Origin of the sequence: Melghirimyces algeriensis, assembly GCF_900182565.1 — a bacterium.
In the GTDB taxonomy this organism is placed as follows: domain Bacteria; phylum Bacillota; class Bacilli; order Thermoactinomycetales; family DSM-45169; genus Melghirimyces; species Melghirimyces algeriensis.
In genome coordinates, this window is record NZ_FXTI01000008.1 from 63,228 (window position 1) to 77,785 (window position 14,558).

The 14,558-nt window shown below is 48.8% G+C and carries 13 protein-coding genes, 1 tRNA gene and 1 pseudogene; 2 read left to right on the forward strand and 13 right to left on the reverse strand.

The annotated features are described in order from the left end of the window. Positions 1-91 precede the first annotated feature (91 nt). The 11 genes from FN782_RS11995 to yknW form a co-directional block, all read right to left on the reverse strand. Positions 92-2,542: an ATP-dependent Clp protease ATP-binding subunit gene (locus FN782_RS11995; protein ID WP_142506136.1), complete on the reverse strand. Its 2,451-nt coding sequence runs from the start codon at positions 2,540-2,542 to the stop codon at positions 92-94. Positions 2,543-2,580: 38 nt separating this feature from the next. Continuing rightward, positions 2,581-3,663, reverse strand: a complete 1,083-nt coding sequence (mcsB, locus tag FN782_RS12000; protein WP_142506052.1) for a protein-arginine kinase McsB — start codon at positions 3,661-3,663, stop codon at positions 2,581-2,583. Positions 3,664-3,676: 13 nt separating this feature from the next. Next, a complete protein-coding gene (gene mcsA / locus FN782_RS12005; RefSeq protein ID WP_142506053.1) occupies positions 3,677-4,207 on the reverse strand; it encodes a protein-arginine kinase activator protein McsA in 531 nt (176 codons plus the stop codon). Between the two features lie 7 nt (positions 4,208-4,214). Further along, positions 4,215-4,685: a CtsR family transcriptional regulator gene (locus FN782_RS12010; protein WP_142506054.1), complete on the reverse strand. Its 471-nt coding sequence runs from the start codon at positions 4,683-4,685 to the stop codon at positions 4,215-4,217. A 145-nt stretch (positions 4,686-4,830) separates the two neighbouring features. Continuing rightward, entirely contained in the window at positions 4,831-5,526 is a 696-nt protein-coding gene (locus FN782_RS12015) for an MgtC/SapB family protein (protein WP_142506055.1), read from the reverse strand. Between the two features lie 79 nt (positions 5,527-5,605). Then, positions 5,606-6,295 carry an HAD family hydrolase gene (locus FN782_RS12020; protein WP_142506056.1) on the reverse strand — a complete coding sequence of 230 codons (690 nt, stop codon included), beginning with the start codon at positions 6,293-6,295 and terminating at the stop codon, positions 5,606-5,608. 707 nt (positions 6,296-7,002) lie between these two features. Then, positions 7,003-8,109: a site-2 protease family protein gene (locus FN782_RS12025; protein WP_246064937.1), complete on the reverse strand. Its 1,107-nt coding sequence runs from the start codon at positions 8,107-8,109 to the stop codon at positions 7,003-7,005. Positions 8,110-8,246: 137 nt separating this feature from the next. Further along, positions 8,247-9,443 carry an ABC transporter permease gene (locus FN782_RS12030; protein ID WP_142506057.1) on the reverse strand — a complete coding sequence of 399 codons (1,197 nt, stop codon included), beginning with the start codon at positions 9,441-9,443 and terminating at the stop codon, positions 8,247-8,249. Next, positions 9,440-10,135 carry an ABC transporter ATP-binding protein gene (locus FN782_RS12035; RefSeq protein WP_142506058.1) on the reverse strand — a complete coding sequence of 232 codons (696 nt, stop codon included), beginning with the start codon at positions 10,133-10,135 and terminating at the stop codon, positions 9,440-9,442. The genes FN782_RS12030 and FN782_RS12035 overlap by 4 nt, the downstream gene beginning before the upstream one ends. Next, entirely contained in the window at positions 10,132-11,229 is a 1,098-nt protein-coding gene (locus tag FN782_RS12040) for an efflux RND transporter periplasmic adaptor subunit (RefSeq protein ID WP_142506059.1), read from the reverse strand. The genes FN782_RS12035 and FN782_RS12040 overlap by 4 nt, the downstream gene beginning before the upstream one ends. Positions 11,230-11,248: 19 nt before the next feature. Then, entirely contained in the window at positions 11,249-11,971 is a 723-nt protein-coding gene (gene yknW / locus FN782_RS12045; RefSeq protein ID WP_185956261.1) for a YknW family membrane protein, read from the reverse strand. A 395-nt stretch (positions 11,972-12,366) separates the two neighbouring features. Between yknW and FN782_RS12050 the strand changes: the two genes are divergently transcribed. Next, on the forward strand, positions 12,367-12,660 hold the full coding sequence (locus FN782_RS12050) for an AbrB/MazE/SpoVT family DNA-binding domain-containing protein (RefSeq protein WP_142506061.1): 294 nt from the start codon (positions 12,367-12,369) through the stop codon (positions 12,658-12,660). Next, positions 12,660-12,941 (forward strand): annotated as a pseudogene (locus FN782_RS16900) (type II toxin-antitoxin system PemK/MazF family toxin). Before FN782_RS12050 ends, FN782_RS16900 begins: the two are co-directional and overlap by 1 nt. Positions 12,942-13,008: 67 nt before the next feature. Here the strand turns inward: FN782_RS16900 and FN782_RS12060 are convergent. Beyond that, positions 13,009-13,084: transfer RNA gene (locus FN782_RS12060), tRNA-Ala, on the reverse strand. 98 nt (positions 13,085-13,182) lie between these two features. Continuing rightward, entirely contained in the window at positions 13,183-14,466 is a 1,284-nt protein-coding gene (locus tag FN782_RS12065) for a glycosyltransferase family 4 protein (RefSeq protein WP_142506063.1), read from the reverse strand. Positions 14,467-14,558: the final 92 nt, after the last annotated feature.

Below are 14,558 nucleotides of genomic sequence, written 5' to 3' on the forward strand. Positions count from 1 at the left end.
ACCCCTTCTCACATTCTATTTGGTTCCAAAATCCATTATATCAAAATTCTACGTAAAAACGCACCTCCCGTAAGCTGGGAGGTGCAAGAATTCAATTCTCTTTGCCTGAAGGAGCCATTTCCATTCTTTGCACGAGAAGCTCCCCATCTTTTTCATCAATTTTCACCGTATCTCCATGCTTGATGTTCCCTTTCAAGAGCTCTTCCGACAACCGGTCCTCAATATGCTTTTGAATCGCCCGGCGGAGCGGTCGGGCACCATAGGTCGGATCAAATCCGGCTTTGGCAAGATAGTTGGCTGCCTGATCCGTCAGGGTGAAATCAATCTCCTGCTCCTGCAAGCGTCTCCTGAGTTGATCCGACATCAGGGTGACAATCTGCTGAAGGTGTTCTTCTTTCAGAGAATGGAAGACAATCACATCGTCAATCCGGTTGAGGAACTCCGGACGGAAGGTTTTCTTCAATTCCTCCATCACATTGTCTTTCATCGATTCATATTCATTCTCTGCCTGATCGCCCACCGTGAATCCTAGACGTTTGTTCTGTTTGATCAAGTCCGCTCCCACATTGGATGTCATGATGATTACGGTGTTGCGAAAGTCCACCGTACGGCCTTTCCCATCCGTCAACCGGCCATCCTCCAACACCTGGAGCATAATGTTAAACACTTCGGGGTGTGCTTTTTCCACCTCATCAAACAGGATCACGGAATATGGCTTGCGACGGACTTTCTCAGTCAGTTGCCCACCTTCGTCATAACCCACATATCCCGGAGGGGCACCGACCAATCGGGCGGTGGAATGTTTCTCCATATACTCAGACATATCCACCCGAATCACGGCTTCTTCATCTCCAAACATCGCTTCCGCCAGAGCACGAGCCAATTCCGTCTTTCCAACACCGGTGGGTCCGAGGAAGATGAAAGAACCGATGGGACGTTTGGGGTCCTTCAACCCGGCACGTGCCCGACGAATGGCACGGGAAACCGATCGAACCGCTTCATCCTGTCCAATCACCCTTTTGTGCAAAATTTCTTCCATATTCAAAAGGCGTTCGGATTCCTCTTCGGCCAGTTTCTTCACGGGAATCCCCGTCCAGTTGGCAACCACTTCCGCGATATCCTCCGGTCCCACTTCGGAATCCGTCCTTCCTTGATCCTCTTTCCAGCGGTTACGGGTAGATTCCAGCTCTTCCCGCAGTTTCTGCTCCCGATCGCGAAGGGAAGCCGCTTTTTCAAACTCCTGACTTTGTACTGCTGCATCTTTTTCCTTGCGAACCTCTTCCAGTTTCTGCTCCATTTCCTTCAAATCCGGAGGAACCGTGTAGGAAGAAAGACGCACCTTGGAAGCCGCTTCATCAATCAAGTCAATGGCCTTATCCGGAAGATACCGATCGGTGATATATCGATCAGACAGTTTTACGCTCGTTTCAATCGCTTCATCCGTGATCTTGACGCGATGATGGGCTTCATACCGATCACGCAGACCTTTCAGTATCTGGATGGCCTCTTCCGTAGAGGGTTCTTCTACGGTAATCGGCTGAAAGCGCCGTTCCAATGCAGCATCCTTTTCAATATACTTGCGGTATTCATCCAATGTGGTGGCACCGATACACTGCAAATCACCACGGGCCAAGGCGGGCTTCAAGATATTGGAGGCATCAATGGCTCCTTCCGCACCACCGGCCCCGATCAGGGTGTGCAGTTCATCAATAAAGAGGATGATATTACCCGCCTGCCGAATTTCTTCCATGATTTTTTTCAATCGATCCTCAAATTCTCCACGGTATTTGGTCCCTGCAACCACAGTTCCCATATCCAGGGTCATCACACGTTTTCCACGAAGGGTTTCCGGAGTCTCTCCGTCCACAATCTTTTGAGCAAGACCTTCAGCAACCGCCGTTTTCCCTACACCGGGTTCCCCAATCAACACCGGATTGTTCTTTGTGCGGCGGGAAAGAACCTGAATCACCCGCTCAATTTCCTTGCTCCGACCGATGACCGGGTCCAGATTGTCCTCTCTGGCCGCAGATGTCAAATCGCGGGCCAAACTGTCTAGGGTGGGGGTATTGGCGTTTGCGCTGGTACCCTGATGGGAAGAGACCGCCTCAGAGCTTCCCAGAAGTTGCATCACCTGCTGACGGGCTTTATTCAGGCTTACTCCCAGGTTGTTCAGTACACGAGCGGCAACCCCTTCCCCTTCACGGATCAGTCCCAGGAGAATATGTTCCGTTCCTACATAGGTGTGTCCCAGCTTCCGGGCTTCATCCATGGAAAGCTCAATCACCTTTTTGGCACGGGGAGTATAAGCGATGTTGGAGGGCTCCCCCTGTCCCCTTCCGATCAGGGACTCCACCTCGTTTTGAATTTTTTCCAAACCGAGCCCCAACGCCATGAGAGCCTTGGCGGCAATGCCTTCATCTTCTCTGACCAATCCCAACAAAATATGTTCTGTGCCGATATTGTTATGCCCCAATCGCACTGCTTCTTCCTGAGCGAGGGCAAGCACTTTCTGTGCCCGTTCCGTAAATCGTCCAAACATCATCATCGATACACCTCTCATTCAGGGGATTTTAACACATCTCAATGGTTCCCTTCATTTCGCTTAAGTGACAAGTATTCCCGTACCATCTGTGCCCGACGTACATCCCGTTCATCCACATCGAGACGTTGCTTGGATCGGGTCTGAAGAAATCCGGGCTGGGTCAAAACCATCAATTCATTCATCACTTGGGATGAGATCCCGGAAATCAGTCCCATATCCACACCCAGACGAACATCGGAGAGTCGTTCCATCACTTCTTTGGAACTGATTACCCGCGCATGCTCCAGAATACCGTAAGAACGATGGACCCGGTCTTCCAGTTTGGTAAGAGATGTCTCACGCAGCCGGCTTCGAGCGTTATGTTCGTGCTGGATCATCTGCCGGACCACTCCGGTCAGTTTCTGAATGATATCCTCTTCCCTTTGCCCCAGCGTCACTTGATTGGAAACTTGATAAAGGTTCCCCAGTGCTTCACTTCCTTCCCCGTAAATGCCCCGGACGGCCAGGCCCACTTGGGTAATCGCAGGAAACAGGCGGTTCAGTTGCCGGGTAATGGCCAACGCGGGAAGGTGAACCATGACAGACACCCGAATCCCGGTCCCAACGTTGGTTGCACAACTGGTCAGATACCCCTTGGTTTCGCTAAATGCATACGTAAGCTCCTGTTCAAACCAATCATCCAGTTCATCAGCCAGTTCCCAAGCCTTTTCCGGTTGAAAGCCCGGAAACAAACATTGAATTCGAAGGTGATCTTCTTCATTAATCATAATGCTAACCGCTTCGTTTTGGCTGAGAACCACCGCCCCATAACGGGATTCTTCCGCCAAATGGGGGCTGATCAGATGTTTTTCCACCAAGACACGCTTTTCCAGATCACTCAAATCATCCATTCGAATCAGTTCTGCCCCTTTTAGAATGGAGGGTTTATCCTCTCTCCGAAGGGCATCCTCCACCCGTCGCACGATCTCGGAGGACTGAGAAGAAGTCGCCAACATGGGAAAGGGTAATCCGGAAAGGTTGCGTGCTACCCTTACCCGACTGCTGATCACAATGTCCGATCTTGGACCTTGACCACGCATCCATTCACTGAGCGCATGTTGAGTAAAGTCTTGGAGTGACATACCGACCTTCCCCCTAGCTATCCAGTTTCTTCTGAAGCTCCTTGATACGGTCGCGCAATCGGGCCGCCTCTTCAAAAGCTTCCTTCTCTATACACATCGCCATTTGCTGTTTTAGCTCATCCACTTCTCTTTGCATCCGCAACTTTCCACCGGTACGCTTGGGAACTTTGCCCCGATGTGACCGATGACCGTGAACGCGACGGAATAAAGGGTCCAGACGTTCGGCAAACGCTTGATAACAGTCACTGCAACCAAAACGTCCAATTTTGCTGAATTGGTTATATGTTAAACCGCAGGTTGGACAACGAAGCCTTTGAACAGTCGCTGAAGACTGACTGGATGGATGTTCTTCCGTCATTTGCCCATCGAGATTCAACAGTCCGGAGAGAAGATTGTGGATGGTGAACCCGGCATCCATTCCGGGCATCTGCTCCCCCTTCTCTTTGGCGCAAACCTCACACAGGTGAAATTCGGTCTTTTTGCCGTTGATAATCTTGGTGTAATGAAGCGTGGCCGGACGATTCCCACACTCTTGACACTGCATTGGGGGGTCACTCTCCTTTATCCGTAAATAGAGTCGTCACCACAGTGCGCATGATCCGGGACCGGATGGAATCCCGAAGGGAGACCGGCAAGTTGAGCACTTCCCGGGAAATCAGTTTTTTCACCATGCGCCCTTCCCTCTGGGTCATCAAGCCTTCACCCATCAGCCGCTCAATCAGATCCTCTGCCGCCTGCTGAGTGATCTGTTCCCCAATCAACCGGAGAAGTACATCGTAGTAGGATTTGGGTTTGGAAAATTGAACTTTTCGAATACGGATATAACCGCCTCCGCCCCGCTTACTCTCCACAATATACCCTTTTTCCACCGTAAAACGGGTACTGATTACATAGTTGATCTGAGAAGGCACGCACTGAAACAATTCTGCCAGCTCACTTCGCTTCACCTGAATGGTACCGGAAGGAGCCTCTTTCAATATTTTGATGAGATAGTTTTCAATGATGTCCGAAACGCTAGACATGAAATCGGACAACCTCCCGCTGACTTTGACTGACTTTGACCTTACAAATTCATTATAATGGATTCTTGCCACTTTTGCCAAGAGGGAACCGTCACTTTTATCATGTTTCCCTTTCAACCCTTCTTTTCATACAGTCTTTTAACCATCAGTCCAGATGCACCTCCTTTACCCCTTCTGCTTCCCGAACCTGCTCCACAATTTCGGAAATCTCTACATTTGGCGGAATCCGAATGACAAAATCAATCTCCATCACCGCTTCCGTGGGCTCTCCTTCATCGATTTGCACTTTCCTGATGGGAATATTCAAATCTCCCAACAAAGAGGCCAATTCCCCCAACTTTCCCGGTTGGTTGACCACATAGATGCGAAGCAGCTTCTTTCGGTTGCTTTTAAACAACCAATCCTCCAACTTATTTAAAAATTCCAGACTGACCAAAGCCAAGATCGTGGTCAGTACAGCAGGAAAATGAAACCCTGCACCGACCGCCAATCCGATGGCCGCCACAACCCACAATGATGCGGCTGTGGTCAGACCACTCACGGTCAATCCTTGACGCAAAATCGTACCCGCCCCCAAAAAACCGATACCACTCACGACCTGAGCAGCAATCCGACCGGGATCAAAGCGGACCTGATCCTGATCCATAAACTGCGGAAACCCATAGATCGACAGCAACATAATCAACGTAGCCCCGACACACACCAGAATATGAGTTCGGAAACCAGCAGGATGTTTATTGCGCTCCCGTTCCCAACCGATCAATCCTCCCAAAGCGGTTGCAATAATTAGACGCAACGTCGTTTCTCCGTGAGAAATCACCCATATTTGATCCACTTCCATATCTATTCACCTCTGTCTGTCGGTCAAAAGGTTCTCTTTGCGTTGGATCAATCCTGTTTATCAGAACATGATCCAACAATCATTTCCCAGCAGGATACCCTACCACATCCAACAGTTGATGAAAATGATCAATGATCCGATCCGCTCCCTCCAACTCGCCCCGATCGCCAAAGCGGGGAAAATCCGGATACCGACACCCAATAACTGTTAATCCATTCGCTTTTCCCGCATGGATGTCGGAACGACGATCCCCAACCATCCAGCCGGAAGAAATACCATTTTGTTTCATTAGACGCTTCACCAACTGATCCTTCTCTGCGATTCGCTGTTCACCGGCTGTATAGATTCCTTTCAACCGATCGGCTAGACCAAACGTATCCACAACCCCACGCACATATGGACCCAATCCATTGCTGGCAATCCACATCTGCCATCCCCGGCTGGACAACTCCTCCATCCCTTCGGAAACTTCTGGGTATAATGTTCCCATCCCTTCGGCCAAACAATCCAGCTCATCCTGAAGCCACCAATCATCCGCCTTTCTTTTTGCTTCCTCAGATGCTCCCGGCAACAACCGCTCCCAAATATCCGATAAGGTCATCCCAAAAACCGATTGAATCTGTTCATTCGAAGGCGACTCGCCCCGATACAACCCTTTCTCCAGCAACCGGCGAAATGTACGCTGAAAAGCAGGTACTGCCACCTTTTCTGTCTGAAACAACGTGCCGTCCAAGTCAAAAATGATTGTATTCCCACGATTCTCTGTCATTTCACCGAATCTCCTTTAATGATATATATTTTATTTCTGCAGGCTTAGTCATACGCTCATGGAAAAAGTGAATACGATGAATCATTGGTGATTTTCCCATATTGACAATAGTTTGTTTGATTGGTAATATTAAGCTGTTATGATTTTACAAAGCTTTGCAAAGGAGGTCGTCCCTATGAAAATGCTCATTCATGCTTCTGCATCTGTTGTTAAAGGGATTCGTATGTCTCAAAACCGAAAACAGCTGGACGACCTTCCTTCGGAATACTTTATTCCCAGACTTTGATTATGGATCAAATACCACCACAGGTCGTCTCCGGCCTGTGTTTTTTATGTCACCACGGACCGGAACGGTTTGTGGTGTTTTTTAAGGAGAGATCAATCTATGCTTGTGGACCCCTATCTTTTACAGATTGAAAGCCGGAAAAAACATGCGGAGATGATCGAAAGTCGAACCATCCCCAAACAGGCACGCCCTTCTATATACCACCGAATACGATGCTGGTTTACTCAAACTCCACCCCTTGTCAGAGAGCAGAAGAACCCGGCCCCTGAAATTGTACCTTTTCCACCAAAACCAAGTAATCTTCATTTTTTGAAGTTGTACCAAAGGCATTCGTACAGAAGGTTTTCTTCCAAACAAAACCGTCCAAGTCAATAAAATCCCCATCCTATGAAGAAGCCCGCGGCAGTTTGCCACGGGTTTTTCAACTGACAACATGAGGGCTCATCAACGAGTATGGACCCAATGCAAACAACATATATCCTAAAAAGACCACCAATCCCAGATAAGCCAATCCGAACCCCAACCGGGTACGGGGAGAAACATTGTAATACTCCTGATCTTTTCGTAGCATTTGTTCCTCTGCCGCTCGGATATAATCCGCTTCCAATGCCATCTGGAGCTTGTTTTCCCCTTCCTTTTCCACCCGATGCGTCCCTGTCAACCGAACGTTTAGAAATCCACCTTTCCACCCTTTCAGCTGGTGGATCACGCCCACTGACGGATAATACACATCACAGTGATGTTCCCGATCCTCAAGGGTGCAATACGAAACAAAGGGAAGATCCCGGCGGTGCTCATGACCAGGTACGGGAATATTCGCTTCTTCAAAGAGATCTGGGTTCACATCTGCCACAACACGTACTTTCTGTTCATCCGACTGACCCTTCTTTGAAAAAAACGATTGCCACAATTGAAAGGCAAACAAGATCCAGATGAACAACAATATGGGACTCCAGAGGACGATAATCAAAACCAAGCCCAGGATGAGTCCCACCACCCATAACCAGCGGGAAATGGCCGTCACAATGCGTCCACCATCCAGGGGATGCATGGGCAGGAGGTTAAACAGATTGAGGAAAAAACCGATAAACGCAATCGGATACAAAACCTCATAGCCTGTCCATCCCGCCAAAAGCCAAGTCATAAAGGCACCTGCCGTACCGATCAATGGGCCACCAAACGCCACATACGCTTCCGTTACCGCATCCTGCGGTTGTCGCTTCAGCATAATCAATGCACCGAGAAACGGAATAAACGCCGGCGCCGAAACCGGGAGACCTTTTCGTTTTGCGGCCCAAATATGACCCATCTCGTGAATAAAAATCATAAGTACCAGTCCAATGGCAAATGACCACGGATAAAGCAGCGCATACGCTCCCACTGTCACCGCCATACTGATAAACGTTCCGCCAAATTTCCCCATTTTCAACAGGGCGGGGATATACTTCAGTCCACTGACAATCAGTGCACCAAACCCTCCAATCCACCCCCAGGGACTCTTTCGACCTTCCTTTTCATTCTGATGCAAACAGCGCCCTCCTTTTTCAAGGGGAATCAACATATGCATGCATTTCTACAATATACTTCCCTGATCCTGCTTGTCTACTCCATATCGACATAAAAACTCCGGTCGATAAGACCGGAGATCATGGTATCATTATTTGATTATTCCCGTCTCAAGCAATCGATCGGATCTAGACGGGACGCTTTATTGGCCGGAAGCAAACCGAATACCACACCGAACATCATAGAGAAAAGCACGGCCCCAATTCCCACGGGAAGTGAGACGGTAGCAGGCAGTGGTGAAAGCAGGTTGACCAGTTGTGAAATGCCCACGCCGAGCAAGATTCCGATCAATCCTCCAATCACGGAAAGCGTAACCGACTCAATGAGAAACTGGGTCATAATATTTCGGCGGGTCGCTCCGACAGACATCCGGATTCCAATCTCCCGTGTGCGTTCCGTCACCGAAACCAGCATAATATTCATCACACCGATTCCACCAACGAGTAGAGAAATTCCGGCGATACTCCCGATCACCGTCGTCATGATTCCGGTGACCTGGCTAATGCCTTTGGTAATCTGCTCCATATTCTGCACCATATACTCATCTTCCGTATGATGGTTGCGATGCAACAAATCAACCGCCCGATCACCGGCTTCTTTCATCTGGGAGGCATCTTTGACCTCAAGATCCAGTTGATTGATATCATAGTTGCCAAAGACACTTGCCCACGTCCGGTCTGTCATATAGATGGTCGTTGATTCAAATGAACCGAACAGCCCTTCCTGGGGAGCCAACACCCCAGAAACCACCAACGGATAGTTATTGATGCGGATAATCTTACCGATGGGGTTCTTCCCTTCAAAAAGTTCTTCAGCCGCCTTGTTGTTAATCAAAGCGGATGCACCGCCTCCCTGAAAATCAGAAGGCTGAAACATGGTTCCTTTTTTCACTTCCCGGTTATTTGTCTCAAACATGGCATTGGAATTGATTCCATACACCATCGCTCCGTTGAGCTTCTCTTCCTTAAACCCCACATCTGCGGATTGATAACTGGTTGTGATCACCTTTTCCACTTGCGGGAGCTGCTCCAGCCCCCGGATATCTTCTTGGGTAAAAAAGTCTGGTGGAACCACACCATTATTCTCCATAAAGACATCCGCGGAAGGCTGGATGCTCAGGATATTGCCAGAACCGGCAAACGCCTCGGTCAGTTTATCCTGTCCTCCCTGACCGATCGCCACGGTTACAATCACGGAAGAGACCCCAATCACAATCCCCAGCATGGTGAGAATGGAACGCATTTTATGGGCGCGGATGGCTTCCAGTGCCATTTTCACACTTTCCCATAAGCTCATCCGACCCCTCCTTCCTCTGCAAACCGTCGATCCTCCACCAGGGCTCCATCCCTGATCAGAACCTGACGTTCTGCATGAGCGGAAACTTCCGGGTCGTGGGTGATCATGACCACCGTACATCCATCCTGATGCAATTCTTCAAACAGCTTTAACACGACTTCCCCTGATGCAGTATCCAGTGCCCCCGTCGGTTCATCCGCCAACAACAAAGGGGGACGATTCACCAATGCTCTTGCGATCGCCACTCGCTGCTGTTGCCCCCCGGATAACTCCGATGGTAAATGCTCCATTCGATCGGAAAGCCCAACCCGTTCCAACGCTTCTTTGGCCAATTTTTGTCGCCGGGCAGGTGACATTCCGGCATAGATCAATGGTAGCTCCACATTTTGTCGGGCATTCATTCGGGAAAGGAGTTGAAAGTGCTGAAAGACAAAACCAATATTCTGATTGCGAAGACGGGCCCTTTTTTCTTCATCGGCCTCCGACACATCCTGTCCCTGAAACAGATAGCGCCCTTCGGTTTGGCGATCCAGACATCCAATGATGTTCATCAATGTGGATTTCCCGGAACCGGAGGGACCCATAATGGAAAGATACTCCCCCTCACTGATTTCCAGATCAATCCCTTTCAGGACGTCCACAGCAATCTCACCTGTTCCATAACGCTTCTGAAGATTGATCAGCTGAATCACTGAATTTTCACTTCCGCTCCGTTGGACAGATCAGCTGGAGGCTGGGTGACCACCTTATCGTGTGCATCCACTCCTGAAACAATCTCCACCCGTTTCCCGTCCGTCGCACCGATTTTCACTTTCTTTTTGTAGGCCTTTCCTTTTTCCACCACATAGACTGCATCATTCGAACCCTGCTTTACCACAGCACTTTCGGGAACACTAAGTGCCGATTTGGTAGAGGTCGTGATTTCCACAATCAGACGGGCACCCAATTTAACGGAAACCTTATCGTTCAGGTCAATCTTTACCGGATAGACCACTTGGGATTCGCCGCCATTGGATGCGTTTTTGTCTTCTGGAGCAGGTGCCACTTCCATTACCGTTCCGGACCATTTTTTGTCCGGTAATGCATCCGAACGAATCTCCACCTTCTGATCCTCTTTAATCTTCAGCGCATCATACTCCGATACCTCTGACAGAACCATCAATTCCTCCAGATCCGCCACTGTGACCAGCGGTCCACCTCCCTGGGTGGCCTCGCTGGATTGATTCACCCGAATGACTGTACCGGAATACTGGCTTTTCACCACACGTTTCGCTTCATTGGACCGGGCCTGTTTCAACCGCTCTTCCGCCTGCTGAACCTCTACATTTGCCAACTGTATCTGATGGCGGATCTCTTTTTCGGAAACAGCTTGGGGCCCGTTTTCACCGGAAACCGTCGTCGGTGCTCCCTTTTGTTGCACCTCTTTCAGTTGCCGGTATAGCTGGGAGCGATTCAGCTTGGCACGCTTCAGATCCAGCTCAGCCTGTCGGATCTCAGACCGTCCAGACGATTGGTATTGAACCAGGGGGGTCCCCTCTTTCACTTTGTCTCCCGGTTTCACCAAGACCTTATCCAAACTGCCCCGTTCCGGTTCCAAAAACACATGTTGCACCTTTTCCGATTCCAACGTACCGGATGCCATCACGTTCTCAGAAAACGGGGCTTTTTTGGGTTTCTCCACATTGACTGCGGGATCACCCTGTGTCACCTGCATACTGTAAACAGCTATCGCTGCACCGACCAAAACCGTGATACCGGCTCCGATCAACCACTTCTTTCGATTCATGAATAACGTATACCTCCGATCACTGCATCGGAATATTGGATATGGAAGTGCTTACCCATCCTCCAAGAGCCGATAGACCCATCCCGATCAGGAACAGGGTGATAACAATCACCCAGGACTGTTTTTTGCTTAGATTGGCCACCACAGCCAATCCACCTGCAATCAACACCATTTGCCAGATTTGAAACAGCTCAATGCTGTTTAAAGCACTTTTCAGTGCTCCATTTTCCATCTGTAACAATCCTGCCAAACTCGTCGGCAAGGTGGCACCCGTTGGATCACCAACCCCCACCGTAAGATATACCAGCGTTTGGACACCCATTCCTATAATGGGAATGACATAGGTGTGAATGTTGAGAGAAAGAATCTGTCGATAGGTTGCTTCCCCTCGGAACAGCATGGTAAAGAGCCAGTAAATCAGACTCATAAACAGCGTAGTAAGAGGAACGACAAGCAGTCCACTAATGATGAGAATCCCTATTTGAAAACCCTTCACGATTCCCTGAAACTGAGCCTCATCGACCCCCTCCGGTATCCCTTCTCCCGAATCCATGGCATCGCCCACAACCAACCCTGTACCCACCGTGAATAACATGGCAAATAGGGTAAGGATCAGCAAGGGTTTCCAGATAACAGGATGTTGTGCAATCCTGGAATACTGACTACCCGGATCGGTAATCATCCCCAAAATCGAAGGTTTCTTAGGACCCGTGGGTTCCGGTGATACTGTCTGTGTTTGCATCATTCCACCTCCGGTTTTTCATACAATCCCTTCTCATAAAAGGAGTTTTCCATTAGACCCAACTTGACACCCTTCTTTTTCATTCCTCCGGACATAAATCCTTTTTCTCTTTACTGTCGATAACAACCGGAAGGTTTTGAGGTTATCACAGGTCTTTTCAAATGATGGAAGTAAACTCCAACCCCAGTATAACGAAAAATATTCGAAAATACATGATAAAATTACAAATTTCTTAAATCGATATACATCATTCTCCTTCGATCGTCTGACATCTAGATGAAATGGATTAGATAGATAGAACAAACGATTGCATGACATCATGTAAAGTACAAAGAAACAGGGTTTTCAAAACTGCAAAATGGTGAATACTCGGTTTTGGTTTTATTGTATATACCATGTGTATACAAACGCGCGACGAAGAGGTATTATGGAGTCAAACCGACAAAAAGAGTGTTACGAATGACCACGAAAAGTGGGGCAACAGTCTTCCCGTTCGTATCCCTACCCATATCGCAGAAAAGCTTCATCTTGAACAGGGGTCTCAAATTGAACTGCTGGTTGAGGATCAAGAACTGAAACTGGTGCCCACCAAGAAAAAGCCAACATTGGAAGAACGATTGTCACAAATCACAGAAGAAAACCGCCATAATGAACTGGATGTTGGTGTGAAAGGGAATGAACGGCTCTAATGACGACGCCCGACCGCGGTGATCTTGTTATTCTAAGTTTTTCGCCACAACAAGGCCATGAACAGAACGGGCGACGACCTAGAATCGTTCTCTAACCAAAAGCATTCAACAAAGCCACTCATATCACCCGCCAACATATCCCTTTGAAGTGGAGTTACCACGTGAACTGCCAGTTTACGGGTATATGGACAGATCAGGTCAAAAGTTTCAATTGGCGGGCCCGACAATTTCAAATTGTGGGTGAAATGGTTTCAGATTGTTTGAATCCGTTTTTAACATGAAACATCCAGCGTTTTCTATTTGGCAAAAAAAGAGGCTGACTCGGATATCGAGTCAGCCTCTTCTGGTTGGTGGAGCTGAGCGGGCTCGAACCGCCGACCTCCTCGTTGCGAACGAGGCGCTCTCCCAGCTGAGCTACAGCCCCAAAAAGATTGAAATGAGACACAGTCACTATGTTACCGTGTTGCCTTTATATTGTCAAGGGTGCCAGCCACAAAGAACCGGCTTTAGCAGTCAGCCGGTTCAAAGTTGTCGAAGATGCGGCTGAATCGAAACAACATCCTCCTGTTTCCGTTTTTCTGCTTTCTTTTCCGACCGGGCCAGATCAATCTGCTGATAGAGACGGGTCAACCGCTCCTGCTCCTTTTCCCAACAAAGACGCTTTCTGGCCTTGTGCGTTCCGATTAGCCACGGGTCCGGATCGGCGAGAACCTCCTGAATTGCCCCGGCAACCTCTTTCACATTCCGAGAATCCACCAGTTTACCGGTCTGGTAAGTACCCACCACAATGGCTTTTCCCGGTTGGTCACTGGCAACAACGGGAATCCCCGCCTGGATATATTCAAACACCTTATGAGGGGTCAAGCGACTGGTGCGGTCCGTATGGGAAGATAGGACCACACCTAGATCCGCATGAGCGGTCACCCGAAGCAGTTCGCGAGGCCACAACGGCTGATGAAAAAAGACCCGGTGATCCAACCCTTTTTGCTTGACCAACTGTTTCAACCGATTCTCCCATGTACCAAATCCAAGCAACACCAGTTTACAATGTTCAGGCAGATAGGAAATGGAAGAAACCAGCTCCTCCAAACCACTGTTTGGAAAAAAGCCTCCTTGATAAAGGACCACCTGATCATTGGACGACAAACCAAAGGTTTGATGAAAATAATTTTTCTCCAAGGGAAGTTCTGACAAGGATTCAGGAATATTTCGGATCACTGTGATGGACAGGTCAGGATACAGCGACTGAAACTCCTGTTGCAACAGCTCATTGGCTGTAATCAGATGATCCACCCATTCCATCTTCCAGGACTTCCGCCGATCATCCATGATTCGCTCCCAACGGTTCTTTTCGTTCATCTCACTAAACCGTTCATGGGGATCATAGACCAAGCTCATATCCTTTTTTCGTTTCAGATACACCCCGATTCCCAAGGTATGATAATCATGACAGTGAACCACATCATAAGAAGCGTTTTCACAGAGTTCCCAAACCCGGAGGGCAAAGTTCCGCTGAATGACAGCATCCTTGGCCAACTTCACCACCGGATTGCGAACAATCCGATAAACCCCTTCCTTCACCTTCCGATCCACATTTTTTTCCAAATACCGTTTCACCCGCTTAATGCGAACCGGAAACCGAAGCAGCCGCACCCGCTCATGAAGTTCCGGCGGTGGCTCAGTGGAGGTATGGAAGCAAGCGATATCCACATACCATCCTTCCTTGGCCAATGCCACCGCTTCTCTCTGTACTCTGGAATCATAGTGAATATCCCTCATCAACACCATCAGGACTCGCAATATCACCGACCTCCCTCCCAGGATGGAAATCCCAAACCAATGATTCACTCTCGAAGTTTTTTGACAATACCAATGCTGGAAACCCAATCGCTATGAAA